The sequence below is a fragment of the [Actinomadura] parvosata subsp. kistnae genome, assembly GCF_900323885.1.
GTDB classification, from domain to species: Bacteria; Actinomycetota; Actinomycetes; order Streptosporangiales; family Streptosporangiaceae; genus Nonomuraea; species Nonomuraea composti.
This window is the reverse complement of sequence record NZ_OOHJ01000033.1, coordinates 107,489-132,673: the sequence shown is the minus strand read 5'-3', so window position 1 is coordinate 132,673 and position 25,185 is coordinate 107,489. Positions and strand designations below refer to the sequence as shown.

The window sequence follows — 25,185 nt, the reverse complement described above, 5'->3', positions numbered from 1 at the left end:
CCGGTCCGCCGGCGCAGGCCGGCCAGGCGTGCGGAAGAAAGCGATACGAGACGAGGGCTTGGTTCCAACATCGCAGACTCAGCCATCCCTTTCGGTTCACCTCGGTTTCGGTCGATCAACTGGCTCGCCACCCGGCGCGGCGGCGGGGCCGGCTAGGCGGCTTGTCGCCATGCGCGCCACAGCCGCGCGTACCGGCCGTCCAGGGCCAGCAGCTCCTCGTGGGTGCCCTGCTCGACGACGCGGCCCGCGTCCAGGACGGCGATGCGGTCGGCCGCCATCGCCTGCGTCAGCCGGTGCGCCACGAACAGCGCGGTGCGGCCCCGGCAGGCGGCCAGCACGGCCCGCTCCAGCTCGGCGGCGCCCTGGCTGCCGGCCTCCGCGGTCGACTCGTCCAGCACGACGACCGGTGCCCGGCCCAGGACCAGGCGGGCCAGGGCGAGCTGGGCGACCTTCGTGCCGTCCAGGCGCTCGCCGCCCTCGCCGACCACCGTGTCCAGGCCGTCGGGCAGCGCCGCCACCCACGGGCCGGCGCCGGCTGTGCGCAGCGCGTCCATCAGCTCGGCGTCCGTCGCGTCCGGCGCGGCCAGGCGCAGGTCGTCGGCGAGCGGGCCGGAGAAGACGTGCGTCTCCTGCGTCAGGATGCTGACCAGGACCCGCGCCCCGGCCTCGTCCAGCTCGGCCAGGTCGGTCGAGCCGATGCGCACCGACCCGGCCTGCGGGACGCCGATGCCCGCGATCAGCGCCGCCAGCGTCGACTTGCCCGCGCCCGTCGCCCCCACCAGCGCGAGCGACCCGCCGGCCGGGATCTCCAGGTCCACGTCCCGCAGGACCGGCCGCTCGGACCCGGGGTAGGCGAACGTCAGCCCCTTCACCACCACCGGATACGGCCCCGCGCCGGTCGGCCGGGTGGCGCCCGCGCCGGTCGGCTGGGTGGTGCCCGCGCCGGTCGGGTGGGTGGCATCCGCGCCGGTCGGGTGGGTGGCATCCGCGCCGGTCGGCTGGGTGGCCCCCGCGCCGTCCGCCGGCCGCTCTTGCGCCGGCTCGCCCACCAGCCGTTCCTCCGCCGGCTCGCTCAGCACCCCGACCAGCCGGGTCAGGCTGGCGCCCGACTTCTGCGCCTCGTCGAAGGTGAACATGATGGCGCCCAGCGGGTTGAACAGCCGGTGGAACAGCAGCGGCGCCACCGACGCCTCGCCCAGGGTGACGGCCCCGGCCTCCAGCAGCACGTACCCGACCACGATGATCAGGACCAGCCCGATGAACTCGGCGCGGTTCTCCCGGCCGACGAACCGCCCGAAGAAGCGGAACACCTCTACGCCGAGGTCGCGCACCCGCCACGACTCGCGGCCGACCCGCTCGCGGAAGACGCTCTCCAGCCGGTAGGCGCGGACGGTGTCGATGCCGTTCAGCCCGCTGATCAGCGCCTGCGCGCGGTCGGCCTGGGCCTCGCGCTGCGCCCGGTAAAGCGGCGCGGAGCGGGGCAGGTACCAGCGCAGCGCCAGCGCGTACGCGGGCAGCGCCCCGGCGCCCGCCAGCCCGAGCCGCCAGTCCAGCCCGAACATGCCGACCGTGGCGATGACGACGAGCACCCCGGAGGAGAACACCGTGGGGATCGCCTGCCGGATGCCCTTGGACACCACGGCCACGTCGTCGCCGACGCGGGAGAGCACGTCACCGGCGCCGACCTGCTCGATCCTGGCGCTCGGCAGCCCCAGCACGGCCCGCACGGCGCCTTCGCGCAGCCGCGCCAGCAGCTCCGCGCCGAGCCGCCCGATCAGGTACGCCGACGCCGCGGTGGCCGCCGCGCCGAGCAGGGCCGCGCCCGCCAGGAGCACGCCGATCGTGACGAGGATGGTGTGCGGCTCGCCCGCGACCACCCCGTCGACGACCCGGCCGAGCAGCAGCACGGGCAGCACCTGGAGCGCCGCTCCCGCCACGGTGGTGGCGGCGGTGGCGGCCGTCAGCCAGGGTGCCCGGCGGCAGGCCGCGCTCACCCATCGGGCGGCCTCGCGTCCGGTGGCCGTGCGCAGTGCGGCGCGTACGGGGTGCCGCTCACGTCCTCGCCGCGAGGGGCGGGGCGAGCCTGGGTGCCGCTCACGTCCCGGCCGCGACGGGCGGCGCCGCCGCTGATCGCCGTTGGGCCGTCAGGATCGTTCCTGGTGCAGGCATCGGGGTCCCTTGCTCGTCCGCTGCGATCTCGGCTGCCACCGTAACACGCTAAGATTAGGTAAGGCTAACCTATCTTCCTACTTCCGATCGACGGCAGGACGGACGGGCAGGCACATGGGCGACACCTTCGCCGGATACGGATTACCCGGGCAGCCGGGCAGCGACGCGTTCTGGGCCGCGGCGGCCACGCCCGCGTTCGCGCCCCGCCCCGACGGCGGCTGGACCGCCCTGTTCCTGCGGCGCGGCCGCGCCGCCACCGTCGCGTTCGAGAGCTGGTCGGAGCCCGTGCCGCTGCGCCGATGGGGCGGCACGGACTGCTGGTACGCCGAGGTGCCCATGCCCGCGCGGCTGCGGGTGACGTACCAGCTCCTCGACGCCGACGGAGCGCACGGCGACCCGCTCAACCCGGTGGGCGCGGGCGGCGAGCGGTCCATCGCCGCGACCCCCGATGCCCCCGCCCAGCCGCACTGGCCCGCCGTCGGCGCCGACGAGGTGCTGCCGCTGCCGGGCACCCGCCTGCGCTGGACCAGCGCGCGGCTCGGCGGCCGGCGCACCGTGCGCGTGCACCCGGCGGGCGGCGGCGGGCCGATCGTCCTGCTGCTCGACGGAGACGACTGGCTGTACCTGCATCCGGCGATGACCGCGTTCGACTCGGCCGTCGCCCAGGGCGACCTGCCGCCCGTCACGCTCGTCTTCCTGCCCGCAGCGGACAGGCAGGCCGAGCTCGCCTGCGCGCCCGCCCTGTGGGAGGCGATCGGGGACGAGCTGCTGCCGCTGGTCGAGCGGAGCGGCGTGCCCGCCGACCGGGACCGGATGGTGGTGGCCGGGCAGAGCCTCGGCGGGCTCAGCGCCCTGTACGCGGCGCTGGAGTTCCCCGGGCTGGTGTCCAGGGTGGCCTGCCAGTCGGGGTCGTTCTGGTGGACGCCCGCCCCGCCCGACCTGGCCGACCCCCTGGGCGGTCCGGCCGGGGGCGCCGTCGCCGCGCGCCTGCGGGAGCAGCGCCCCGACCTGTCCGGGCTGCGCGTCGCGTTCGACGTCGGGGAGCACGAGCGGCGGATGCTGCCGCACTGTGAGGTCGTCGAGACGCTGACGGAGCGGGCCGGCGCCACGGTGCGGGTCTCGCGCTCCCCGTCGGGCCACGACCGGGCCGGGTGGCGGCACGCCCTGCTCCGCGACGTCGCCTGGGCGCTCGCCGACGGCGGTGGCCCGGCCGCGCCGCCGGGCCACCGCGCCCTCACGGCCGGCGGGTGAGGTAACCCCCCATGGTCCTGAACAGCTCGGTGGCGGGCAGGTCGGTGCCGTCCTCCGTACGCACGCGCTCGATCACCAGCCCGTGACTGCGGCCGCGGCGGGCCTCGGCGCCCGCCACGATGACCACGCCGTCGCCCTCCCTGATGAAGATCCGCCCGGGCGTGCCCCCGTAAATGCCTTTGGACACGGAGGCTTTGAGCACGCGCACGCGCTCGCCCCGGTAGTGGGTGAAGGCGTTGGGGTACGGGTCGGACTGGGCGCGGACCAGCCGCTCGATGTCCTCGGCCGGCCAGCTCCAGTCGATGTTGCTGTCCTCGATCGAGCGCTTGTGGAAGAAGCTGGCCTTCGACCGGTCCTGCGGGGTCCAGTCGGTCCGCCCGGAGTCGATGAGGTCGAGCGCCTCGGTGACGATCGGCGCGATCAGGTCGACCGTGCGGTGGAACAGGTCGGTCGCGGTGTCGTGGGGGCCGACGGGCACGGCCCGCTGCACGACGATGTCCCCGGCGTCCAGTTCGTCGGACATCATGTGCGCGGTCACCCCCACCTCCTTCTCGCCGTTGATCAGTGCCCAGATCAGCGGCGAGAAGCCGGCGTAGGCGGGCAGCAGCGAGTCGTGCACGTTGAGGGTGCCGTGCCTGGGCAGGTTGAAAATCTCCGGTGGGATCCAGGTCCGCCAGTTGTTGGCGACGATGAGGTCCGGCTCGGCCTCCTTGAGGCGGACCATCAGCTCCTCGTCGTCCGGCCGGTTGCGCAGCAGCACCGGGACGTCGTGTGCCTCGGCCAGCTCGGCCACCGAGTCGCTCCAGATCCGCTCGTAGGCGTGATCGCTCTTGGGGTGGGTGACCACCAGGACGACTTCGTGCGCCGAGTCCAGCAGTGCCTGGAGCGTGCGATGGCCCCAGGTCTGGTAGCCGAACATCACGACCCGCATGGTGCCTCCTTGTCGAGGGCATCAGATTAAGTTAGGCTCGCCTTAATTAGGCAAGGCTAACCTAATTTATGCCATGACTCCACCCCCGTTACAACCCGGCGGAAAGGCATCCATGTCCTCAGCGGAGCAGCACGTCCACGACCTCGTAGGCATCGGTTTCGGGCCGTCCAACCTCGCCCTGGCCATCGCGTTGCAGGAGCGCCAGGAGCGGACGGGCGACCTGCTCGACGCCGTCTTCCTCGAGAAGCAGCCCGCCTTCGGCTGGCACCGTGGCATGTTGCTGGAAGGCACGACCATGCAGGTGTCCTTTCTGAAGGACCTGGTCACCATGCGGAACCCCACGAGCCCGTTCAGCTTCCTGTGCTACCTCCAGGACAAGGGACGGCTGCTCGACTTCATCAACCACAAGACGATGTTCCCCTCCCGCATGGAATTCCACGACTATCTCGAATGGGCCGCCGCCCGCCTGTCCGAGCGGGTGGAGTACGGCTCCGAGGTCGTCGCCGTCACCCCGGCCGAGGCCGGCGGGGCCGGCGGGGACGGCGGGGCGATCGAGGCGCTCGACGTGGTCGTCCGGCAGGCCGACGGCACGCTCGTCACCCGCCGCACCCGCAACCTCGTCCTGGCCACCGGCCTCGAACCGGTCCTGCCCGAGGGCGTCGTCAGCGACGAGCGCGTCTGGCACAGCGAGGAGCTGCTCGACAAGCTGCCGTCGCTGAGCGATCCGCGCAGGATCGTGGTCGTCGGCGCCGGGCAGAGCGCCGCCGAGGTGACCGAGCACCTGCACGGCGCCTTCCCCCAGGCCGAGGTGTGCGCGGTCTTCAGCAAGTACGGCTACACCCCGGCCGACGACAGCTCCTTCGCCAACCGCATCTTCGACGCCGTGGCCGTCGACCACTTCTACGCCGCCCCCGACGAGGTGAAGGCGCGGCTGCGCGCCTACCACGCCTCCACCAACTACTCCGTGGTGGACCTCGACCTCATCGACGAGCTGTACCGCCGCCACTACCAGGAGAAGGTGCAGGGCAAGGAGCGCCTGCGCATCCTCAACGCCTCCCGCCTCATCGGCGTCGAGCGGGACGGGGACGGCGTGCGCGTCACCGTGGAGTTCCTGCCCACCGGCGAGCGCACCCTGCTGGAGGCCGACGTCATCGTCTACGCCACCGGCTACCGGCCCGCCGACCCGCTCAACCTGCTCGGCGAGGCGGGCCGGCTCTGCGAGCGGCTGCCCGGCGGCGGCGTGCGGCTGGACCGCGACTACCGGGTGGTCACCGCGCCGGAGCTGCGCTGCGGCATCTACGTGCAGGGCGCCAGCGAGCACACCCACGGCCTCACCTCGACCCTGCTGTCCAATACGGCGATCCGGGTGGGCGAGATCGTCGAGTCGGTGGCCGACCGGCTCCGCAGCGGCAGCCTCGACTCCTACGCCCTTTCGCGCTGACAGGTTCCGCGGACCCCTGCGCCCCGGCCGGGGCGCGGGGCCTTGACTCCGGGGAACGCGAAGCGATGTGATCCCTGTCATGGATCTTTCCGGTGTGGGCGTGTGGAGCCACCTCCTGCGGTTCGGCGACCCGGGCGAGGCCGCGGACGCGGCAGCGGAGCTCGAGGAGCTGGGATACAGCGCGCTGTGGTTCCCCGACGGGGGAGGCCCGGTCTTCGAGGCGGTCACCCACCTGCTGACGGCCACCCGCCGCATCGTCGTCGCCACCGGCATCCTCAACCTCTGGATGCACGACCCCGCCTACGTCGCCACCTCCTTCGCCTCCCTGTCCGCCGCCTACGACCGCCGCTTCCTGATGGGCATCGGCGTCAGCCACGCGGTGGCCGTCGACCGGCACGAGCCGGGCCGCTACCGCCGGCCGCTGGCGGCGATGACGGCCTTCCTCGACCAGCTCGACCAGGCCGGCCCGCCCGTCCCGGAGCACAGCCGGGTGCTGGCCGCGCTCGGCCCCAAGATGCTGGACCTCGCCGCGAAGCGGGCGCGCGGCGCGCACCCCTACCTCGGCACCCCCGAGCACACCCGGCGGGCCCGGCAGGCGCTGGGCGAGGGCCCGCTGCTGCTCCCCGAGCAGACCGTGATCCTGTGCTCGGGCCGGGACGAGGCGCGCGCGATCGGCGACGGCTGGCTGCGCGGCTACCTGGAGCTGCCGAACTACGCCAACAACCTGCTGCGGCTCGGCTACACCCCCGACGACCTGGCGTCGGTGAGCGACCGCCTGTTCGACGACGTGATCGCCTGGGGCGACGAGGAGGCGATCGGCCGCCGGCTGGACGAGCACCGCGCCGCCGGCGCCGACCACGTCTGCGTACAGGTGCTCACCGCGAACGGCGACGCCTTCCCCCGTCAGGAGTGGCGCGCCCTGGCCGCCGCGCTCACCTGATCACGACCGCTGACGTCATCCCGCCGCGCCGAGGTGCCAGATCTGGGAGGCGGCGTTCGTGCACGGGGTGACCCGCGCCTCGGCGCCGTCCGCCGTGGAGCCGTCCGCGACGTCCAGGCACAGCGCCTGGTTGTTGCGCGGCTTCACGAGGTACGCGGACCTGCCCACCGCGACCGGCAGCCAGTCCTGCGCGCCGGTGCCGTTGCACGTCCACAGGTGCACCTTGTCGCCCGGGTCCACGGAGATGTTGCCGTTCGGCACGTCCAGGCACTTGCCGGACTTGGGGTTGACGAAGGAGAACACGCCCGCGGCCCGCCGCTCGGCCCGCCACCGCTGGGCCAGCGCGCCGCTGCAGGCCCACTGCTGGATGCGGGTGCCGTTCGCGACGGCTCCCTCGCTGACGTCCAGGCATCGGCGGCTGCCGAGGTTGACGGCCCGGTAGACGGCCCCGTCCGCCACGCCGGCGGCGTCGCCCGTACCGGAGGAGGGGCCGGTGGCGACGTACGCCTTGCACGTCCCGTCGGCGACGTCGGTGGCGATCTCCAGCACCCGGCTCCCGTCCACGGACGGCAGCAGCGGCGAGCTGTAGTTCTGGCAGGGCTGGTACAGGCCGGGGTCCGGCGGCGTGAGGTCGATGCCGACCCGGACGGGGGCGTCGATCTCGTACCAGGCGCCCGCGCCGTTCGCGGTGTTGACGAGCACGGTCCGGCCGCTCTCCGGCAGGACGTCGGCCTGGCCGGTGTCGCCGCCGGTGCGCACCAGCTTGCCCACCACCAGGAGCCGTCCCTGCGGGCCGCCGCCCGGCGCCCACGCCACGGTGGGCGCGTGCGCGAGGTGCTTGCCGTCCGCGGTGCGGATGATCGTGCCGGGGTCGCGCGGGTCGCCCCAGTCCCAGCCGTCAGCGGAGGTACGCAGGTGGACGCGGCAGCCGTGCCCATCGGGCACCGGGGCGAGTTCGCAGTACTCGTACACCATCACGTACCGGCCGTTCGGCAGGCGCCGGACCACGGGCATGCCGGGGCTGTCCGCCGGCACGTCCGAGGCGACCGTGTTCACCTTGGCGCTCCACGTGCGGCCGCCGTCGGCGGACCGCACCCGGGCCAGGGTCTGGCCGAAGGCGGGCTGCTGGGTCTTGTCCGAGAAGTGCATGACGAGCTGCCCCGACACCTCGGAGAACTCCGGCTCCCACAGGCCGTGCCCGGTGGAGCCGGTCACGATCGGCGCCGGGAGCGGCGTCCAGGTGTAGCCGTGGTCGGCGCTCGTCCAGGCGACGATCCGCGCGTTCGGGTCCGGCTGGCTCTCGCCGCCGCCCACGGTGTTGATCGAGGTGGCCCAGATGAGCGTGCCGGCCGGGCTGGAGCCGAGCGCGCGCGGGAACTCGAACAGGGCCGCGCAGCAGGAGAACTCGCCCGGCGCGGGCGCGGCCGGGATCTGGCTGATCTTGCGGAAGGTCCGCCCGTCGTCGGTGCTCTCGTGGATGGTGCCGCCGGCGCCCGTGTTCGTGGCGGCGAGGATGCGGCCGTTGTGGGCGGCGTCGGCATGCTGCAGCCGGATGACGCGCGGGTACCAGGCCGCGCCTCCGTCGAGCGGCGGCGCGGCCGGCGCCGCACTCGCCGATCCGGGCGTGAGCACGCCCGATCCCATCCATAAGAGCAGTACGAGCTGGATCACGCCGATCGCACGCATCGAACCTCCGTCGCGGAAGCGGTCATCGAGCCCGGCCGCCGGACGGGTCACGCGCCCGCCCGCCCCAGGCCGGTCACCCCATGATCGGTGGCGACGCGATTGTTCGGCACCCCTGATCAGCGCCCGAACATTGGTGCTTACACTATGACAGCCGTTACACCGCGGGGAGGGAACGGGAGCCGATGAGCCTTCGCCAGTTCGAGTACGCCCTGGCCGTGGCCGAGCAGGGCTCGGTGACGGCGGCGGCGGAGCTGCTGCACGTCGCCCAGCCGTCGGTGTCCCAGCAGATCCGCGGCCTGGAGCGAGACCTCGGCGTCCAGCTGTTCGAGCGCACCCCGACCGGCCTCGTGCCCACCGCCGTCGGCCGCGCGTTCCTGCGGGAGGCGGAGATCGCGGTGCGCGCGTCCAGGCGGGCGCGGGCGACGGCGCGGGCCGGCGCCGGCGAGCTGGAGGGCGAGCTGGTCGTCGCCGCCCAGATGGGTTTCGGCACCCGGCAGCTGCCCGGCGCGCTGGGCGCGTTGCGCCGCCGCTTCCCCCGGCTGGAGGTCACCGTCTTCGAGGAGCCCAGCTCCGCCGAGCTCGACCGGCTGTGCCGCAAGGGCGTCCTGGACCTCGCGCTGATGGCGGCGTGCGAGCGCGCGCCCGCCAACGCCCACCGGCTCGGCGGCGAGGAGTTCGTCGTGGTGCTGGGCGACGGGCACCGGCTGCTCGCGGCGGACCGGGTCGAGCTGGGCGAGCTGGAGGGCGAGCCGTGGATCAGGTTCGACCGCGACAGCGCGCTCGACGGCGTGCTGCTGGCCGTCCTGCGGGACAACGAGCTGACCCCGGCCACCGCCGCCCGCGTGTCGCAGACGGCGACGGCGGTGCGGTGGGCCGCCCACGGGCTGGGGGTCACGCTCGTCCCGGCCTCGGCGGTGCCGCACGGTTACGAGCACCTGGTCCGGCCGGTGTCCCCCGCTGTGTCCCAGCCCGTGATCGCGGTGGTCAGGGCCGGGGCGGGCCCGGCGGAGACGGCCCTGCTCGACCTGCTGCGCCAGGAGACCTGGCACGCCGCCGCCCTCTCCCCGGTGCCCTGACCGCTCCTAGAAGTCGTCGGCGGTGCGGATCCGGTCGCGGACCCACACGCCGGCCTCCTTGAGGTTGGCCGTCCCGGCGAACGAGCCGTTCGGGCAGGTCCCGGTCTTGAAGACGGCGCCGGTGCGGAAGTCGTCGGAGAAGTTCCAGTTCACCCAGCTGATCTTCTTCTGCGCCATCAGGTCGAGGTACTGCTGCGACCGCGTGAAGTTGTTGGCCCCGTCGCCGGACGCGCTCTGCGTGCCGAACTCGGTCACGAAAATCGGCAGCCGGTCGGCGGCCCTGGACAGCGTGTTCAGGTACTCGGTGCCGTGCGAGCCCGCGTAGAAGTGGAACGTGTACATGATGTTGGCGGCGTTGACCGGGTTGTTCACGATCTCGCTCTCGTCGCCGCCGCCCGACACGCCGAGCGACGACCAGGCGCGGGTGCCGACCAGGACGGGCGCGTCGGGGTCGTACTGCCGGATCACCGGGATGAGCTGGTGGGCGTAGTCGCGGATGCGGGACCAGGTGACGGCGTCGCCGTTCGGCTCGTTCGCGATCTCGTACAGGACGTTCTTCTTGCCGTTGTGCCGCTGGGCGATCTCGGTGAAGAACGTCTTGGCGCGGTCGAGGTTGTACATCGGGTCGCCCGGGGTGAGCATGTGCCAGTCCACGATCGCGTACATGCCGCGGGCGGTGGCCATCTCGATCAGCGTGTGCACCCGGTCGGTGAACAGCCGCGGGTTCGTCTCGTAGCCGTCCTCCTGGATGTACATCGAGATGCGCAGGACGTCGGCCTTCCAGTCGTTCGCCAGCGCGTCGAGCGAGGCCGTGTTGAGGCACTGGTAGTACCACTGGATGCCGTGGCTGCTCATGCCGCGCAGCTGGATCTGCTTGCCGTTCTCGTTGCACAGCTTGAGACCGCAGACGCGCAGCTGCCCGTTGGCCTGCACCGGCGTGCCGCCGCCGCTGCCCGTGGGGGCGCCGTAGACCTCCAGCTCCCACAGCGAGTAGCCGTAGGGGTGCCGCGCTGCGTGCCGTGGACGCGCACGTACCGGCCGCTGCCGCTGATCGTCAGGTCGTCGACGCCGCCGTCCCCCGTGGTGGTGGAGTAGACGTCGGTCCAGGCGGAGCCGTCGGGGGAGGTCTGCACCCGGTACGCGGTCGCGTACGCGGCCTCCCAGGTCAGCCGCACCCGCGACAGGGTGTGCGCGGAACCGAGGTCCACCCGGATCCACTGCGGGTCCACGCCTTCCGCGCTGGCCCACCGCGTGGCCGTGCTGCCGTCCACCGCCTTGCCCGGCTCCAGGCCGGCGGCCTCGACGGAGGAGGCGGTCACGGCCTTGCCCTGCGACACCAAGGGGTCCGCGGCGGCGGCCGCGCCGGCCGGCGGCAGCGCCAGCGCGGCCACGATCGTCAGGATGCTCGCCAAAGAACTTCGCCTCACGAACGACTCCGATTCTCCCGGGGGATGGACCGTTAGGAAACTTTCTTAACTTGCGGCGCAGCATAAGTTGACAGCGCGCGTTACACAAGGCCCAAAGTGGGAGAAAGAATCCGTCCGCCCGGGGGACTCACGGGCGCCGACCGGCGGCGGGGTCGATCCTCGTCGCCCCCGGCCGGCGCCCCGAGCGTCAGCAGGGGCTCTCGTAGAACTCGATGTAGCCGCTGCGGACGCCCCACATGTCCACCTCGCCGACGCAGTCCTCGTACTTCTCGCCGACGACGGTCGTGTGGGTGGAGTCGCTGTAGAAGACGGTGACGCACGTGTAGTTGTACTTGCAGGCCCGCGCCTGCGCGGGACCCGTGGCGACGGTGGTGACGGCGGCCAGGGCGAGGACGGTGGCGAACAGGAGGCGGCGGATCATCAGGGGTTCCTCCGGGGGGTCGGGAGCTCTGCCTCGATGGTCGGCCGCCGTCGCCGATCGATCAAGAGGCGACGCCGCTCCGCCCGGCCGGCTCGCCTACCTCCGCCCGCGTCCGCAACGTGATCGGCCTGAGCATCAACGCGGCGACGATCCCGGCGAGCACCATCGCGGCCGGGGCGGTGGCGCGCTGCCGGATGACGCGCAGCGGCACGATCGGCTCGGCGACCCGCGACTCCGCCCACGGCGCGGCGCCGAGCAGCAGCGCAGACCCGCCCACCATGGCGGCGCGCTGCCAGGACGCCCAGGCGAAGGCGCCGTCCACGAACGACACCCGGATCAGCAGCACGCTGGCCCCCAGCGTGGCGGTGACGACCCAGGTGTCCTGGGTGGGGGAGCCGCGCGGGTCGCCGGGCATGCGCGGCAGCGCCGTGGAGACCACGGTGCCGGCCGGCGTCGGGACGAACAGGGCCAGGAGCAGGCCGCTGCGCGCCTTGAGCACCTGCCGGTGGGTGGCCTCGCTCATCGGGCGGTCTCTTCGGGATGCAGGCGCAGGACGCCGCCGTCGCCGTTCGCGGCGACGATCAGGGAGCCGTCCGGCGCGGCCGCGATCCCGGCGAACGGGCGCGGCATCCCCGGCAGCCGCGGCATCCCCGGGATGAACAGGCCGCGGTCCCGGCCGCCCGCGGGCGCGACCGGCAGCGGGCCGGCCTCGATCGTGACCTCTCCGGTGGCGAGGTCGAGGGCGAGCAGGCGGCGGTGGGCGGTCTCGACGACGTACGCGACGCCGTCGTGAATGGTGATGCCCTGCGGTGCGCCCAGCCCGTCGGCGAGCGGCACGGGCATGCCGTCCTCGATCCGGTACACCGCGCCGTGCTCCTCGTCGGTGACGTGGCAGCGCCCGCCGGTGTCCACGGCCACGTCGACCGGGCGGCCGAAGCCGTCGGCCAGGACGCTGACCCGGTCGTCGTGGCCGATCGCGAGGACGCGGCCGGCGCCGGACTCGGCGACCAGCAGGGTGCCGTCGGTGCGCACGGCGATGCCCAGCGGGCGGTCCAGGCCGTCGGCGCGGGTGCGCAGCGTGCCGGAGCGCCGGTCGTACGTGCGGACCTGGCCGTACTGGGAGGTGGTGTGCAGCAGGTCGCCGTCGGCGGCGACGCCGTGCGCGAACGTCACCAGCTCGGTGGTGACGACGTCATCGCCCGGTCGCGCGGTGGGCTCGCCGGACGGCGGCCCGGCGGCCCAGTCAGCGGGCCGGTCGGTGGACTGGTGGGCGGGCTGGTCGGTCGCCCGGTCGGCGGGTCGGTCGGTGGGCTGGTCGGTCGCCCGGTCGGCGGGTCGGTCGGCGGGTCGGTCGGCGGGGCGCGCGAGCTGGTAGTGGTCGGCCAGGTGGATGCCGCCGCCGAGGTCGATGGTCACGCCGAACGGGCCCGCGAGGCCGCGGGGCACGATCGCCCGGGTCCGGCCGTCGGGCGCCAGCTCGGCGACGCCGCCGTGGGCGTAGCTGGAGACGTACATCCGGTTCTCGGCGTCGAAGGCGGCGTTGTCCAGGGCGTTCACCTCGCTGACGACCTGCGACCGGCCGCCCCCGCCGGCCGGGTCGAGGCGCGTCACGATCCCGGACCCGCCCGGGACAGGACCAGCAGGGCGCCGGCGCGGTCGAAGCGCACGGCGACCGGGTCCGGGACGTCCGCCGCCACCAGCTCCGGCGCGCCGCCGTCGAGCGGGACGCGGAACACCTCGCCGGTCAGCATGTGCGGGTAGTAGAGCCGCCCGTCCGGGCCGAGCTGCATGGCGTTGCCCATGGCCAGGCCCTCCGCGAGCACCCTGGAGCCGTCGCCGACCTCCAGCACGCGGCCGCCCGGGATCATCTCGTTGACGAACACCCGCGTGCCGACGCACGCGATGCCGTTCGGGGCGGTGACCTGGTCGGTGACCAGCGTGAACGTCCCGTCCGGCGCGCGCCGCCACACCCGGCCGGAGATCAGGTCGGTGACGTACATCGCGCCGTCGGTGTCGAAGGCGAGGTCGTCGGGGGAGTGCAGCGGGCCGTCCGGCGGCACGACCACCTCGACGTCGCCGGTGGCCACGTCGACGGCGCTGATCTGCCCGGCCAGGAACTGCGCCACGTACAGGCGCCCGTCCGGACCGAAGGCGATGCCGTTCGAGCCCCACAGCGGGCGCGCCCGGACCAGCCGCTCGACCTCGCGCCGCCGCACCGGCAGCCCGCTGACCGGCTGCCTGCTCACCGGCCGCCCGCTCGCCGATCGGTCGCTCATCGGCCGCCCGCCAGCACCTCGTCCATGCCGCCCTCCGCGCGCCAGCGGCGCAGCAGGTCGTGGAAGGCGACCGGGCCCGGCCCGTACGTCAGGCTGACCGGGCGGGGCTTGCCCTCGTTGTTGTAGTAGCCGGGCGTGCACTCGGCCTGGAAGCGGCTGTTGTCCGGCGCCACGCCCCGGATCGTGGCGACCCACGCCTCCTCGGCGTCCTTGGTGGGCTCGATCACGGCGACGCCGCGCCGGCGGGCCTCGGCGACGACGGCGCCGATGTGGGTGGCCTGCTCCAGCAGGATGTGCACGAAGTTGACCGCGGAGGCGTTCTGCAGCGGGCCCAGGTGGAACAGGTTCGGATAGCCGTTGCTGTAGAAGCCGTGCAGCGTGCGCGGACCGGCCTGCCGCCACGTGTCGAGCAGCGGGACGCCGCCGCGCCCGTACACCGGAAGGGCGCCGGAGACGATCCCGGACACGCCGACCTCGAAGCCGGTGGCGAAGATCACGCAGTCGACCTCGTACTCCTGCTCGCCGACCAGGACGGCGTTCTCCGTCATGCCCGTGATGCCGCCGTGGTCGGCGGTGTCGACCAGGGTGACGTTGGGCCGGTTGAACGTCTGCAGGTAGTGGTCGCTGAACGTGGGCCGCTTGCACATGTACCGGTACCAGGGCTTGAGCAGCTCCGCGACGGCCGGGTCGCGGACGACCTCGTCCACGCGGGCGCGGATCTGGTTCATCTTCTGGAAGTCGGCGATCTCGTCGAGGTAGGCGCGTTCCTCGGGCGACAGGGAGGTGTCGACGGCGCCGGTCATCAGGTTGCGCTGGAGGCGGGCGGTGCTGGTCCAGCCGTCGTCGATGAGGTCCTGCTCGGCGTGGCCGCCGGTGACGACGGTGAGGAAGTTGTCCATCCGCTCCCGCTGCCAGCCCGGCTTCAGCGAGGCGGCCCAGTCCGGGTCGGTGGGGCGGTTGTCGCGGACGTCGACCGTGGAGGGGGTGCGCTGGAAGACGTACAGGTGCCGGGCATCGCGGCCCAGGTGCGGGATGACCTGGATGCCGGTGGCGCCGGTGCCGACGATCCCGACGCGCTTGTCGGCGAGCTTGTGCAGGCCGCCGTCGGCCGAGCCGCCGGTGTAGCCGTAGTCCCAGCGGCTGGTGTGGAACGTGTGCCCCTTGAACGTCTCGATGCCCGGGATGCCGGGCAGCTTCGGCTGCGCCAGGGTGCCGGCGGACATCACCACGTAGCGGGCGCGGAAGTCGTCGCCGCGGTCGGTGCGCACCTGCCACTCGTCGGCGTCGTCGTCCCAGCGCAGCTCCGTGACCCGGGTGTGGAACATCGTGTCGCGGTACAGGTCGTACAGCTTCGCGATCGCGACGGCGTGGCGGCGGATCTCGTCGCCGGGCGCGTACCGCATCGTGGGCACGTAGCCGACCTCTTCGAGCAGCGGCAGGTAGATCGACGCCTCGATGTCGCAGTGGATGCCGGGGTAGCGGTTCCAGTACCAGGTGCCGCCGAAGTCGCCGGCCTCGTCCAGCATCCGGATGCCCTCGACGCCGGCCTCGCGCAGCCTGGCGCCGGTGAGCAGCCCGCCGAACCCGCCGCCCACCACCAGCGCCTCCACCCGGTCGCGCACCGGCTCCCGCTCGACGCGCTCGGTGTACGGGTCGGCGGCGTAGTAGCCGAACTCGCCGCGGGCGCCCCGGTACTGGGCGTTGCCGTCGGGCCGCAGGCGGCGGTCGCGTTCGCGGCGGTACTTGGCGCGCAGCTCGTCCGGGTCGAAGCCCAGCTCCGCGGCCGTGAGACGCGCGGGCGGCGTCGAGGAGTGCCCCATGGATGCCCTTCCGGTTCGGGAGCCGCTGAGTCATGGCCGCGCCCGGGGAGCGGCGCGGCGGGTCATCGGCGCGGGGCCGACCGGACGGGGCGGCGGACACGTGCTGCAGCGGCGGACGACGATGATCGCCCCGTCTGCCAGAAGCTAACCGGAGTCGGAAAATTAAGTCAAATGATTGGCTTAATGCCGGTCACGGGAGCCAGGTACAACCCCTCGATGGCGTCGATTAGCTCGGCGGCCGTCTCCGACCACGCCGCCCTGGCCGCGTCGGGGTCGGCGGGCAGCGTGTGCTCGCGGCGGGCGCAGGTGTGCACCAGCAGCGTGCGCGCCATGTCGTCGCGCCGGCGCCGCAGCTCCGGCGGCAGCGTGGGCAGGCAGCGGTGCAGGCCGCCGATGACCGCGTAGAAGTGCGGCGCGTCGTGCAGCCCCGCGCCCGCCAGTTCGCGCAGCTGCGGCTCGGTGATGATCTGCGCGGCGAGCCGGGCGTACCAGCTCGGCGTCCCGAGGCCGCTCAGGTGCTCGGTGAACGGCAGCACGACGCAGCCGACCCAGTCGCGCAGGTCAGTGCTGTCGGCCCGGGCCCGCAGCAGCCGCTCCCTGATCCGCTCCATCTGCGCCGTGTGGTGCTCGACGATCGCGTGCAGCAGGTCGGCCTTGGTGCCGAAGTGGTAGCCGACCGCCGCGTTGTTGCCCTGACCCGCGGCTTCGCTGATCTGCCGGTTGGAGACCCCGAACACGCCGTGCTCGGCGAACAGGCGCTCGGCGGTCAGCAGGATCCGGCCGCGGGTCTGCTCCGCCTTCGGCACGGCCCTGCCCGTGCCGCCGGGCCGCCCTTCGGCCGCCGGGTCCGGGCGGATGGCCGCCGCACCCGCCGCCGCCAGCGCGAACATCCCGTCAAGGAGCTCGAACAGCCGCGCCTGGCCGTCCTCGGCGTCCCACGCCATGAAGCTCTCCCTGACGCAGACCAGCGCCATGCTGCTCAACGCCCTGGCCCGCAGCCCCGTGACGCCGCGCTCGTGCAGCCAGCCGAGGATGGACTCCTCGAAGCGCACGTTGGCCACCAGGAGGAAACGGTGCAGCTCGGGCTGGCCGGCCAGGATGCGCCGCCGCGCCGACACCGTACGGAACTCCGCCGTCAGGTACGCCTTGAGCGCCCTGGTCAGCGCCGCCCACGGATCGGCCCCCGCCTCCCGCGCGAGCAGCTCCGCCACCTGCGCCGCCTCACCGGGAGCCGGGTCGAACAGGGCGGCGGCCTTGGTGTCGAAGTGGTTGAAGAACGTACGCCGGGACACGCCCGCCGCCGCCGCGATGTCGTCGATCGACACGGCGGCGAACCCGTGCCGCTCGAACAGGGTCAGCGCGGCCTGGCGCAGGCGGTGCCAGCGCTCGGTCTTGTCCGTGGTGCTCGTGGTGCGGGTGCCCGGGGACGTGGAGGTCACCCCTAGACAGTAGGGCCTCCGTCCAGGGGCTGCATCTGCACTAAGTGCAAGTACCTTTCCCCGGTTTCGGTCGCCTTCCCCGGCTCTGGAAGGATCGCCGTATGAAGACGGACACCGGCGGCCCCCGCGAGGTCCAGGTCCCCGCTCCCGGCGGCGGCCTGCTGTGGGCGGAGCGCGGCGGCGCCGGCAGCCCGGTCGTGCTGCTGCACGGCGCCGGCATGGACTCCCGCCTGTGGGACGCCGTCGTCCCCGAGCTGAGCCGCCACCACGACGTCATCCGCTACGACGCCCGCGGCCTCGGCCGCTCCACCCCGCCGGAGCGGCCGTACGACGACGTGGAGGACCTGCGTGCCGTCCTCGACCACTTCGGCCTGCCCCGTGCCGCGCTGGTGGGCCTGAGCATGGGCGGCGAGACCGCACTCGACTTCGCCCTCGCCCACCCCGGCCGCGTCACCGCACTGGCCCTGGTCGGCGCCTCCGTCAGCGGCCACGCCTGGCCGGCCGACGCCGACAGCACGGCCTACGCCGCCGCCCGCCGGCAGGGGGACGCCGCGACGCTGGCCGATCTGGAGCTGTCCATCTGGGCCTCCATGGGCCGCTCGGCCCCGGGAGGAGAGCTGATCGAGACGATGGTGCGGGACAACGCGGCCCGGCGCATCGTCAGCGAGAGCCACGTCGCCTCCTTCCCCGACCGCGCGGCCGAGGCCCGGCTCGGCCGTATCGCCGCGCCCACCCTGGTCGTCCACGGCGACCGCGACCATCCGGAGATCGGGGTGATCGCCGAAACCCTCGTCGCCGGCCTGCCCGGCGCCCGCGGCCACGTCGTCCCCGGCGCCGACCACTACCTGCCGCTGCGCACCCCCGCGCACCTGACGAAGCTGCTGCTCGCCCACCTGCCCTGACCCGGGCTGCCGCCCGCTTCAGCGCGCTTCGCGGCCGGCCGCCTGGAGCCGTGACCACTTCGCCATCGACTGCCTGATCTCCTCGCGCATGAACGCGAAGAACCGGCGGGTCTCCTCCAGCCGCCGCCCGGCCGGGGTGTCGGGGCCCAGGATCGCGGTGCCCTCGCCGGCGCCGTCCTGCACCCGGACCAGCATCGGGTCGGACTGGCTGATGAAGTGGCTCCAGGTGTGCTCGTGGATGCGGCAGTAGTCGTGCCGGGTGCCGGGCTCGCGGCCGCGCTCGACCAGCCGGACCTGCACGAGGTACTTGACCGCCCCCGAGATCGCCGACGCGCCCACTTCGAGCTGCTCGGCCAGCTCGGCGGCCGACAGCCGGCCGGAGTCGGTGACCAGCAGCGCGGCGTACACGCGCGCGGCCATCCGGGGCATCCCGGCCTCCACCATGATCTGCGCGAACCGCTCCCGGTATCCCGCGATGGCGCCCTCGTCCGCTCGCGTCACCGCGGACTCCCTCCTCGTCGTCGTGGAGCCTGCAGTTTATCTCATTCAAGAACTTCACGAATTTCGTGAAATGAGAGTAACGTCGGAGGGGTGGACACCGAACTCGTCGGAGCGCAGAAGACGCTCAGCCCCGTCCTCAGGGCCAAGGCCCTGGACAATCGGCTGCCGGACCCCATCCTCGGCGACACCTACGCCGAGCAGGTGATGCGCCGCCTCGACCACGGATACGACACGCGCAGATTCGGCACCAGCCAGCTCGGCCTGGCCGCCGTGGTCCGCAGCAAGGCCCACGACGACTGGGCCCGCGAGTTCCTGGCCGAGCACCCCGACGCGGTGGTGCTGCACCTGGGCTGCGGCCTCGACGCCCGCGTGCACCGGCTCGACCCGCCCGCCACCGTCGACTGGTACGACCTCGACTACCCCGCCGTCATCGAGCTGCGGCGGCGCTTCCTGCCGGCGCGCGACCACTACACCATGATCGGCTCCAGCGTCACCGACCCGGCCTGGCTGGAGCGCGTCCCCCGCGACCGGCCGGCGCTGATGATCGCCGAAGGGCTGGTGCCGTACCTGACCGAGCCGGACGTGCGGCGCCTGCTGACCAGCGTCGCCGACGCCTTCCCCAGCGGCCAGATCCAGCTCGACACGGTGCCGGTCTGGGCGTGGCGCGTCTCGAAGTGGGACCCCACCCTGCGCAGGTACGGCACCCGCTTCCACTGCGGCTTCGACGACCCGGCCGCGCTGGCCGCGTGGCACCCGCGGCTGCGGTACGTCGGCGAGGCCCCCATGTTCGACTCGCCGCTCCTCATAGCCAAGGCGCCGGCGGGCACCCGCCGCATGTACCGGATCATGAACCTGCTGCCGGGCATGAAACGCTCGTCCCGCATCGTCCGCTTCCGGTTCTGAGCGTTCTGGGAGTTCTGAGTGTCCTGATCATCGTCTGGTGCGGATGACCAGCCGGCCGTAGGGCAGCTCGCCGGTGACCCGCACGTGCGGCCCGCCGTGCCGGGGGCTGCCCGCCGCCCTGCAGATCACGCGCCCCCACTCGCTGCGCACCCCGTCGGCGTTCGCGGTCGCCCCCGCAGGGAGGATGATCAGGGCCCGGCCGTACGCCAGCCGCAGCTCGATGTCGACCTGCCCGTACGGGACATGCGCCCGGGACAGGTCGAGCCGCACGCTGCCGTACTCGGACTCGACGCGCAGCCGCTGCGGCACCTGCCAGTCGCCCGTTCGCGTCACCCGCCCGCCGACCGTCTCCAGCCGGACCGGCTCGTCGCCGGGCAGGTCGGCGACGACCGGCGCCAGGTCGCCGGGAGAAACGGCGGTGAGCGCCCGTTCGAGCCGCGCCTCCAGCTCCGCCTGGTCGAGCCGGCCCACCGCGTACGCCTGCTGGACCAGCGTCACCGCCCGGTCGCGGTCGAGGTCGGAGACCCGGCTCATCGGCTGACCGCTCTCTTGTAGAGCCGCGTGGCCAGCGGCGCGAACACGGCCAGGAGCACGACCGGCCACAGCAGCGACACCGGCACCGCGTGCCGCAGCGGCCAGGCGTCCGGCGCCGGCATGGCCGCGCTCGTGTTGCCGAACAGCTCGCGGGCCGCCTGCACGAGCGTGGAGACCGGGTTCCACTCCGCGATCACCCGCAGCGGGCCGGGCAGGCGCGCGCTGTCCACGAACGCGTTCGACAGGAAGATCACCGGGAACGACAGGAGCGTCGCCACGTTGTTGAACACCTCCGGCGTGCGCAGGGCCAGCGCGACCGTCGCCGTCACCCACGAGAAGGCGTAGGCGAACAGCAGCAGCATCAGGAACCCGAGCGCGGCCTCCGCCGGCGAGCTGTGCACCCGCCAGCCCACCAGCAGCCCGACGACCGCCATGGTGGCGATGCTGGTCACGTTCATGATCAGGTCGGCGGCGGTCTGGCCGGTCAGCACGGCCGACGGGGACATCGGCAGCGTGCGGAAGCGGTCGAAGATGCCCTTCCGCAGGTCCAGCGTCAGGGTGTAGCCGGTGATCTGCGCGCTGGTGACGATCGCCATGACGAAGATCCCGGGCAGCAGGTACTCGCCGTACGACAGGCCGGGCAGCTCGATCATGCTGCCGAAGACGTACGTGAACAGCAGCACGAACACGACCGGCAGCATGACCACGCCGCCCAGCAGGTCGGGGGCGCGCCGGATCTTCAACGCGTTGCGCTTGGTGATCGTCATGCCGTCGGCGACGGCGATCCGCAGGGCGTTCATCAGGCGCTCTCCTTCACCTTCTCGCCGGCCGCCTCGTGCCCCGTGAGGGTCAGGAAGACGTCGTCTAGGGTCGGCCGGCGCAGGCCGGCGTCGCGTACCGTGATCCGCTCGGCGGCCAGGTGCCCGAGCGCGCTGGTCAGCGCGCCCGCGCCGCCGGCGACCGGGATCGTCAGCCGCAGCGCGGCGGCGTCCACGTGCGGGTCGCCGACCGCCAGCGGCGCCAGCGTGCGCGCGGCGGCGCGCAGGTCCGCCTCGCTCGTCACCGACAGCTCGACGCGGTCGCCGCCGACCTGGTCCTTGAGCTGGTCGGCGGTGCCGAGCGCGATCACCCGGCCGTGGTCCACCACGGCGATGCGGTGGGCGAGCCGGTCGGCCTCCTCCATGTACTGGGTGGTGAGCAGGACCGTGGTGCCGCCGCGGACCAGCTCGCCGATGACCTCCCACAGGCTCGCCCGGGCCCGCGGGTCCAGGCCCGTCGTCGGCTCGTCGAGGAACAACACTGGCGGGTCGGCGACCAGCGCGCCCGCCAGGTCGAGCCGCCGCCGCATGCCGCCCGACCAGCCCTGCACCGGCCGGTCGGCGGCGTCGGTGAGGTCGAAGCGCTCCAGCAGCTCGCGGGCGCGCTGCCGGGCCCGCCTGGCGCCCAGGTGGTAGAGGCGGCCGACCATCTCCAGGTTCTCGGCGCCGGTCAGGTGGTCGTCGACGGCGGCGTACTGGCCGGACGCGCCGATGCGGGCCCGCAGCCGGGCGGCGTCGCGGACGACGTCCAGCCCGGCCACCTCGGCGCGCCCGGCGTCCGGCTTCAGTAACGTCGTCAGGATCCGCACAGTGGTGGTCTTGCCGGCGCCGTTGGGGCCGAGCAGCCCGAACACGGTGCCCTCGGGCACGGCCAGGTCCATCCCGTCGAGGGCGGCGACGTCGCCGTACCTCTTCGCCAGGCCCTCGGCCACGATCATGTCGGTCACGGTCTCCTCCTCAGGAGCGGTGCACGGCGATGTCGCCGTAGTGGGTGTGGGCGCGCACCTCGACGACCGGGTCCGCCTCGCCGGGGGCGTCGCTCGGGTCGAGGGAGACGTCGACGGTGCCGTACTTGGAGCTGACGTCCAGCCAGGCGGCGGTGCCCCGCCGGATGCCCAGGTCGAGGCCGCCGCCGGTGGTCTCCATGACGATCGCGCCGCCGGCCGCCTCGCCGATGCGCACGTCGGCGTACGCGGTCTTGGCGGTGACGCCGGCCAGCGCCCGGTCGATGGTGATGTCGCCGTGGGCGCTGTTGAGCCGCAGCTCCCCGGTCACCTCCCGCACGTGCACGTGGCCGTGCGCGCTGCTGACCGCGGCGGCGCCCTCGATCAGCCCGACGTCGATGCCGCCGTGCGTCGCCGTGATGTCGGCCGGCCCATGGGCGCGGGTCACGCTGACCTCGCCGTAGGTGCTCTTCAGCCGCAGCCGCCCGGCCTGCTCGACCTGGAGGTCGCCGTAGGAGGTGGACATCGACACCTCGCCGAGCGGCCCCCGGCACACGACGCTGCCCGCCGTCTTCACGTCGAGCCGGGAGCCGGCCGGCAACTCGACCGTCACCTCGATCGAGCCCGGCCCGAGCAGCAGCGAGCGCGCCCAGTCCGCCGGCGACTCGACGAGCTTGCCCAGCGACAGCCCCCAGTCGGCGCCCGGCCCGGAGTACTCCCTCTCGGTGCGCACCACCAGCCTGCCGTCGTGGAACTCGACCCGGGTGTGCCGGGCCGCCTCCACGTCGGCGTCGTTGTGGCGGTCACTCGGCCGCACCTCGACGACCGTGTCGGTGCGGTCGCTCGCGTCGATCCGGATGGTGGCGGTCGCCGTGTCGAGCACGGCGGTGATGGGCTCAGAGGTGTCGAAGGTCGGCATACCGATCCCCCCGTCGTGGGTTGTCGTGGTCATCAGCGCACCCAGCCGCTGTAGCGGTTGCCCGACTGCCGCGCGGGCCGCCGCCCGGGACGCTCGTTCGCGGCGCCGGGGTCGAGCGCGGCGGCGATGGCCCGTACCAGCCAGGCGTTGACCGACAGCCCGTCGCGTGCCGCCGCCTCCTCGATGCGCGGCTTGAGCTGCTCCGGAACGCGCAGCGAGATCCGGGCCGTGCCCCCCTCCTCCACCTCCGGAGGCGGCGGCGCCGGCCTCTCCTCGTGCGGAGGCGGCGGAGCGGCCGGCGGTGGCGTCACCACGAAATCGGGATCGCGGCCCCGCAGGCGCACCTCGACCGAGCCGGGCGTCAGGTCGTGCGTGATCTCGTCGGCGGCGGCGGACAGGGCTTCGAGCAGCGCGAGCCTGGTGGCCGAATCGAGCGTCGCGGCCAGCCGCTCGGCCAGGGCCCGGGCTTCCTCACCGCCGGCTCCGGCCGCGATCGCCAGCTCGCGACGGAGACGATTTACATACGGCGCAAGGTCCATGACGCCATCATGACGCCATAGTGACGCCACCGCAAGCCGTCGTGGCGTCAAGCGGTGGCGTGGGACTGTTTCAGCCCCTCACCTCCGGCCACCCGGATGGTTGCTCGCCGACAAAACCCCGGAACAGCGCGCCGGAAAGGTGGCGCCTGAGCAGTGGCACTCCCGACGGCTGACCTGTGGTGCCGTGACCGGCTCAGGGGTCCGGCTCAGGGGTCTGGCTCAGGGGTCTGGCTCAGCGGTCCGGCCAGCCGAGGGGATAGCGCAGGTTCGCCGGCGGCTCGCCGCCCGCCTTGTTGAACGCGGTCATCGCCGCGATCAGCGCCTGCGACTCCAGGGGCGTCATCCGGGAGACGATGGCGGCGATCTCCTCGCTGCGGCGCGTCATGACGTCGTCCACCAGGCGCCGGCCCTCCAGGGTGAGGCGCATGAGCGTCTCGCGGCGGTTGTGCGGGTTGGTCTCGCGCACGATCAGCCCGGCCGTCGCCAGCCGGTCGGCCATCCGCGACGCCGTGGAGCTGTTGACGGCCAGCGCGTCGGCCATCGTGACCAGGTTCGTCTCACCCTGCACGGACAGCACGACCAGCATGCGGAACTGGGGGAGCGTCACCCGGTCCTGGACGGCGGCCAGGGAGCGGGCGGCGATGGAGACCAGCAGCCGCGACCCCGTGAGGACAGCCGAGATGACCGCTTGGAGATCCTCGGTGTCCATCCGGCCGGGGGAACGGTCTTTCATTCGACCAGTTCTACACGGTTCGGGTGTCGGGCAAAGGTTTGCAGTGTGCGTGGTGGTGCGGGCGGAAGGGCCGGCGATCCGCATCACAGCTTCATTGCAGTGTGCATGCGTTTCTTGGCTCGTCGGTCCGATCTGGGTGGAATGGACGCCTGCCGAGCTGCGACGACCGTGGGGACGGGCGAGCCGGGGGCCGCAGCGGGTGGCCGCGCCGGGGTGGGTGAGCAGCGGGCGGAAAGGGGGCTGGGACATGGGGCTTTCGCGGGCGGAACGCCGGGCGCTGGCGGAGCTGGAACGCCGCCTGATCCAGGAGGAGCCCGAGCTCGACGCCATGCTCTCCGGCTCGCCGCACGATGAGGACGCCATGCTCTCCGGCCCGCCGTACGACGAGGACACCATGCTCTCCGGCCCGCCGCACGATGAGGACTTCGTGCCGTCCGGCGAGACGGAGCCGCTTCCCGTCACGGCCGGGGGCCGGTCGCTGCTGCACGTCTGGTGCATGCTCGTGATGCTGACCTGCGCCGTGCTCATGATCGGCATCGTGCTGCTGATCGCGGGGGAGCGGAGCTGCACAGGTCTGCGGTCCACTTCCTGCCAGAGCCCCGCCGGCACGCAGGCGGGGTGAACTCCGGGCCGATGACCCACGAGGGCCGCGTCAGGATTCGCCGGTGGGCGTGCGCGGCTCGCGGTGGCGGCGGAACGCGCGGCGCGTACCGGCCGCCAGGAGCAGGATCGCGGCGAGCGCGACGGCGATCCCGGCCGGGCCGAGCAGCTCCAGCCAGCCGGTGAGGGCGCCCTGCATCCTGGTCACCGCGCCGATGACCGGGTCGTCGGCGGCGGCGCCGGCGAAGACGCGCAGCTCGTACCAGCCGTAATAGGCGACGTAGAGGCCGGCGAGGACGAGCAGCACGCCGCTGACGCGCGGCACGTACGGCAGGACGCGGCGCATCCGCAGCACGGCGGCGCCCCGCGCGAGCGCGACCGCCAGGGAGAGCAGGGTGATCACCATGCCCATGCCCAGCGCGTACGCGACGAAGACCGCCAGGCCGCCCAGGAGGCCGCCGCTGGTCAGGGAGGCGGAGGTGATGGCGAGGAACGGGCCGACGGTGCACGACAGCGACGCGATCGCGTACGACAGGCCGTACCCGTACCCGGACAGGGTGCCCGTGCGCAGGGCGGGCACGCGCAGCAGCACCTCGCGGCCGGCCAGCAGCCGGCCGCCCAGCACCAGCAACGCCCCGCCGATGACGATCGTCACCCACGGCAGGTAACGCCCCAGGGACAGCGCCAGCGGCGTGACGACCAGGCCGAACAGGCCGAAGACGGTGACGAAGCCCGCGGTCATCGCGGCCGAGAAGGCCAGCGAGCGCGGCACGCCGCCGCGGTCGCCGGCCAGGAGCATGCTCAGGTAGGCGGGCAGCAGGGCGAACCCGCACGGGTTGAACGCGGCCACGCTCCCCGCCGTCACGGCCAGCGCGAGCGGCAGGTCGTCCAGCGGGAGGGCATTCACGAGCAGGG

Annotated in this window: 26 protein-coding genes; 7 read left to right on the top strand and 19 right to left on the bottom strand. The window is 73.4% G+C overall.

Going from position 1 to position 25,185, the window contains the following annotated elements:
* Positions 1-152 precede the first annotated feature (152 nt).
* Positions 153-1,994, bottom strand: a complete 1,842-nt coding sequence (locus KIS93_RS61930; protein ID WP_246005570.1) for an ABC transporter ATP-binding protein — start codon at positions 1,992-1,994, stop codon at positions 153-155.
* A gap of 289 nt (positions 1,995-2,283) precedes the next feature.
* On the opposite strand from KIS93_RS61930, the gene KIS93_RS61925 reads away from it, so the two are divergent.
* Positions 2,284-3,420: an alpha/beta hydrolase-fold protein gene (locus KIS93_RS61925; protein ID WP_080038061.1), complete on the top strand. Its 1,137-nt coding sequence runs from the start codon at positions 2,284-2,286 to the stop codon at positions 3,418-3,420.
* On the opposite strand, the gene KIS93_RS61920 is transcribed toward KIS93_RS61925, so the two are convergent.
* Positions 3,404-4,351, bottom strand: coding sequence for a methionyl-tRNA formyltransferase (locus KIS93_RS61920; RefSeq protein WP_080038062.1), 948 nt, complete (start codon positions 4,349-4,351; stop codon positions 3,404-3,406). The two genes, KIS93_RS61925 and KIS93_RS61920, sit on opposite strands and share 17 nt — an antisense overlap.
* A gap of 112 nt (positions 4,352-4,463) precedes the next feature.
* Here KIS93_RS61920 and KIS93_RS61915 point away from each other — a divergent pair, with 112 nt between their 5' ends.
* Both KIS93_RS61915 and KIS93_RS61910 read left to right on the top strand, forming a co-directional pair.
* A complete protein-coding gene (locus tag KIS93_RS61915; protein WP_080038063.1) occupies positions 4,464-5,792 on the top strand; it encodes a lysine N(6)-hydroxylase/L-ornithine N(5)-oxygenase family protein in 1,329 nt (442 codons plus the stop codon).
* A gap of 79 nt (positions 5,793-5,871) precedes the next feature.
* Positions 5,872-6,732, top strand: coding sequence for an LLM class F420-dependent oxidoreductase (locus tag KIS93_RS61910; protein ID WP_080038064.1), 861 nt, complete (start codon positions 5,872-5,874; stop codon positions 6,730-6,732).
* Between the two features lie 15 nt (positions 6,733-6,747).
* Here the strand turns inward: KIS93_RS61910 and KIS93_RS61905 are convergent, their stop codons facing one another.
* Positions 6,748-8,418, bottom strand: a complete 1,671-nt coding sequence (locus tag KIS93_RS61905; protein WP_080038065.1) for an RICIN domain-containing protein — start codon at positions 8,416-8,418, stop codon at positions 6,748-6,750.
* Positions 8,419-8,600: 182 nt separating this feature from the next.
* Here KIS93_RS61905 and KIS93_RS61900 point away from each other — a divergent pair, with 182 nt between their 5' ends.
* Positions 8,601-9,494: a LysR family transcriptional regulator gene (locus KIS93_RS61900; protein ID WP_080038066.1), complete on the top strand. Its 894-nt coding sequence runs from the start codon at positions 8,601-8,603 to the stop codon at positions 9,492-9,494.
* 6 nt (positions 9,495-9,500) lie between these two features.
* Here KIS93_RS61900 and KIS93_RS61895 read toward each other — a convergent pair whose 3' ends face one another.
* From KIS93_RS61895 to KIS93_RS61860, 8 genes are all read right to left on the bottom strand, one after another.
* Positions 9,501-10,427 (bottom strand): glycoside hydrolase family 5 protein, encoded by a 927-nt coding sequence (locus KIS93_RS61895; RefSeq protein WP_186405179.1) that lies wholly within the window; start codon positions 10,425-10,427, stop codon positions 9,501-9,503.
* Positions 10,346-10,906 carry a discoidin domain-containing protein gene (locus tag KIS93_RS61890; protein WP_246005569.1) on the bottom strand — a complete coding sequence of 187 codons (561 nt, stop codon included), beginning with the start codon at positions 10,904-10,906 and terminating at the stop codon, positions 10,346-10,348. Before KIS93_RS61890 ends, KIS93_RS61895 begins: the two co-directional genes overlap by 82 nt.
* A gap of 202 nt (positions 10,907-11,108) precedes the next feature.
* Positions 11,109-11,342, bottom strand: a complete 234-nt coding sequence (locus tag KIS93_RS61885) for a DUF6289 family protein (RefSeq protein WP_080038068.1) — start codon at positions 11,340-11,342, stop codon at positions 11,109-11,111.
* Between the two features lie 61 nt (positions 11,343-11,403).
* Positions 11,404-11,865, bottom strand: a complete 462-nt coding sequence (locus tag KIS93_RS61880; RefSeq protein ID WP_080038069.1) for a hypothetical protein — start codon at positions 11,863-11,865, stop codon at positions 11,404-11,406.
* Positions 11,862-12,953, bottom strand: coding sequence for an NHL repeat-containing protein (locus tag KIS93_RS61875; RefSeq protein WP_186405174.1), 1,092 nt, complete (start codon positions 12,951-12,953; stop codon positions 11,862-11,864). Before KIS93_RS61875 ends, KIS93_RS61880 begins: the two co-directional genes overlap by 4 nt.
* Positions 12,950-13,618 carry an SMP-30/gluconolactonase/LRE family protein gene (locus KIS93_RS61870; RefSeq protein ID WP_186405173.1) on the bottom strand — a complete coding sequence of 223 codons (669 nt, stop codon included), beginning with the start codon at positions 13,616-13,618 and terminating at the stop codon, positions 12,950-12,952. The genes KIS93_RS61875 and KIS93_RS61870 overlap by 4 nt, the downstream gene beginning before the upstream one ends.
* Complete coding sequence (locus KIS93_RS61865) at positions 13,615-15,438, bottom strand: flavin-containing monooxygenase (protein ID WP_080038070.1); 1,824 nt, start codon at positions 15,436-15,438, stop codon at positions 13,615-13,617. The genes KIS93_RS61870 and KIS93_RS61865 overlap by 4 nt, the downstream gene beginning before the upstream one ends.
* 167 nt (positions 15,439-15,605) lie before the next feature.
* Positions 15,606-16,877 carry a TetR/AcrR family transcriptional regulator gene (locus KIS93_RS61860; RefSeq protein WP_080038071.1) on the bottom strand — a complete coding sequence of 424 codons (1,272 nt, stop codon included), beginning with the start codon at positions 16,875-16,877 and terminating at the stop codon, positions 15,606-15,608.
* A 101-nt stretch (positions 16,878-16,978) separates the two neighbouring features.
* Here KIS93_RS61860 and KIS93_RS61855 point away from each other — a divergent pair, with 101 nt between their 5' ends.
* The gene (locus KIS93_RS61855; RefSeq protein WP_080038072.1) at positions 16,979-17,779 is read left to right on the top strand and encodes an alpha/beta fold hydrolase; all 801 of its coding nucleotides are present in this window, start codon (positions 16,979-16,981) and stop codon (positions 17,777-17,779) included.
* Between the two features lie 18 nt (positions 17,780-17,797).
* On the opposite strand, the gene KIS93_RS61850 is transcribed toward KIS93_RS61855, so the two are convergent.
* A complete protein-coding gene (locus KIS93_RS61850) occupies positions 17,798-18,280 on the bottom strand; it encodes a GbsR/MarR family transcriptional regulator (RefSeq protein ID WP_080038073.1) in 483 nt (160 codons plus the stop codon).
* A gap of 90 nt (positions 18,281-18,370) precedes the next feature.
* On the opposite strand from KIS93_RS61850, the gene KIS93_RS61845 reads away from it, so the two are divergent.
* Positions 18,371-19,183: a class I SAM-dependent methyltransferase gene (locus tag KIS93_RS61845; RefSeq protein WP_080038074.1), complete on the top strand. Its 813-nt coding sequence runs from the start codon at positions 18,371-18,373 to the stop codon at positions 19,181-19,183.
* A gap of 27 nt (positions 19,184-19,210) precedes the next feature.
* Here KIS93_RS61845 and KIS93_RS61840 read toward each other — a convergent pair whose 3' ends face one another.
* The 6 genes from KIS93_RS61840 to KIS93_RS61815 form a co-directional block, all read right to left on the bottom strand.
* A complete protein-coding gene (locus KIS93_RS61840) occupies positions 19,211-19,717 on the bottom strand; it encodes a DUF1707 SHOCT-like domain-containing protein (protein WP_080038075.1) in 507 nt (168 codons plus the stop codon).
* The gene (locus KIS93_RS61835; RefSeq protein WP_080038076.1) at positions 19,714-20,517 is read right to left on the bottom strand and encodes an ABC transporter permease; all 804 of its coding nucleotides are present in this window, start codon (positions 20,515-20,517) and stop codon (positions 19,714-19,716) included. The genes KIS93_RS61840 and KIS93_RS61835 overlap by 4 nt, the downstream gene beginning before the upstream one ends.
* Complete coding sequence (locus KIS93_RS61830; RefSeq protein WP_222108193.1) at positions 20,517-21,473, bottom strand: ATP-binding cassette domain-containing protein; 957 nt, start codon at positions 21,471-21,473, stop codon at positions 20,517-20,519. Before KIS93_RS61830 ends, KIS93_RS61835 begins: the two co-directional genes overlap by 1 nt.
* Before the next feature lie 19 nt (positions 21,474-21,492).
* The gene (locus tag KIS93_RS61825) at positions 21,493-22,431 is read right to left on the bottom strand and encodes a DUF4097 family beta strand repeat-containing protein (protein WP_080038078.1); all 939 of its coding nucleotides are present in this window, start codon (positions 22,429-22,431) and stop codon (positions 21,493-21,495) included.
* Positions 22,431-22,937: a toxin-antitoxin system HicB family antitoxin gene (locus KIS93_RS61820; RefSeq protein WP_080038079.1), complete on the bottom strand. Its 507-nt coding sequence runs from the start codon at positions 22,935-22,937 to the stop codon at positions 22,431-22,433. Before KIS93_RS61820 ends, KIS93_RS61825 begins: the two co-directional genes overlap by 1 nt.
* Positions 22,938-23,169: 232 nt before the next feature.
* Entirely contained in the window at positions 23,170-23,670 is a 501-nt protein-coding gene (locus KIS93_RS61815; RefSeq protein WP_080038080.1) for a MarR family winged helix-turn-helix transcriptional regulator, read from the bottom strand.
* 247 nt (positions 23,671-23,917) lie between these two features.
* Here KIS93_RS61815 and KIS93_RS61810 point away from each other — a divergent pair, with 247 nt between their 5' ends.
* Entirely contained in the window at positions 23,918-24,292 is a 375-nt protein-coding gene (locus KIS93_RS61810; RefSeq protein ID WP_080038081.1) for a DUF3040 domain-containing protein, read from the top strand.
* A 30-nt stretch (positions 24,293-24,322) separates the two neighbouring features.
* Here the strand turns inward: KIS93_RS61810 and KIS93_RS61805 are convergent, their stop codons facing one another.
* Positions 24,323-25,177, bottom strand: coding sequence for a cytochrome c biogenesis CcdA family protein (locus KIS93_RS61805; protein ID WP_230466102.1), 855 nt, complete (start codon positions 25,175-25,177; stop codon positions 24,323-24,325).
* Positions 25,178-25,185: the final 8 nt, after the last annotated feature.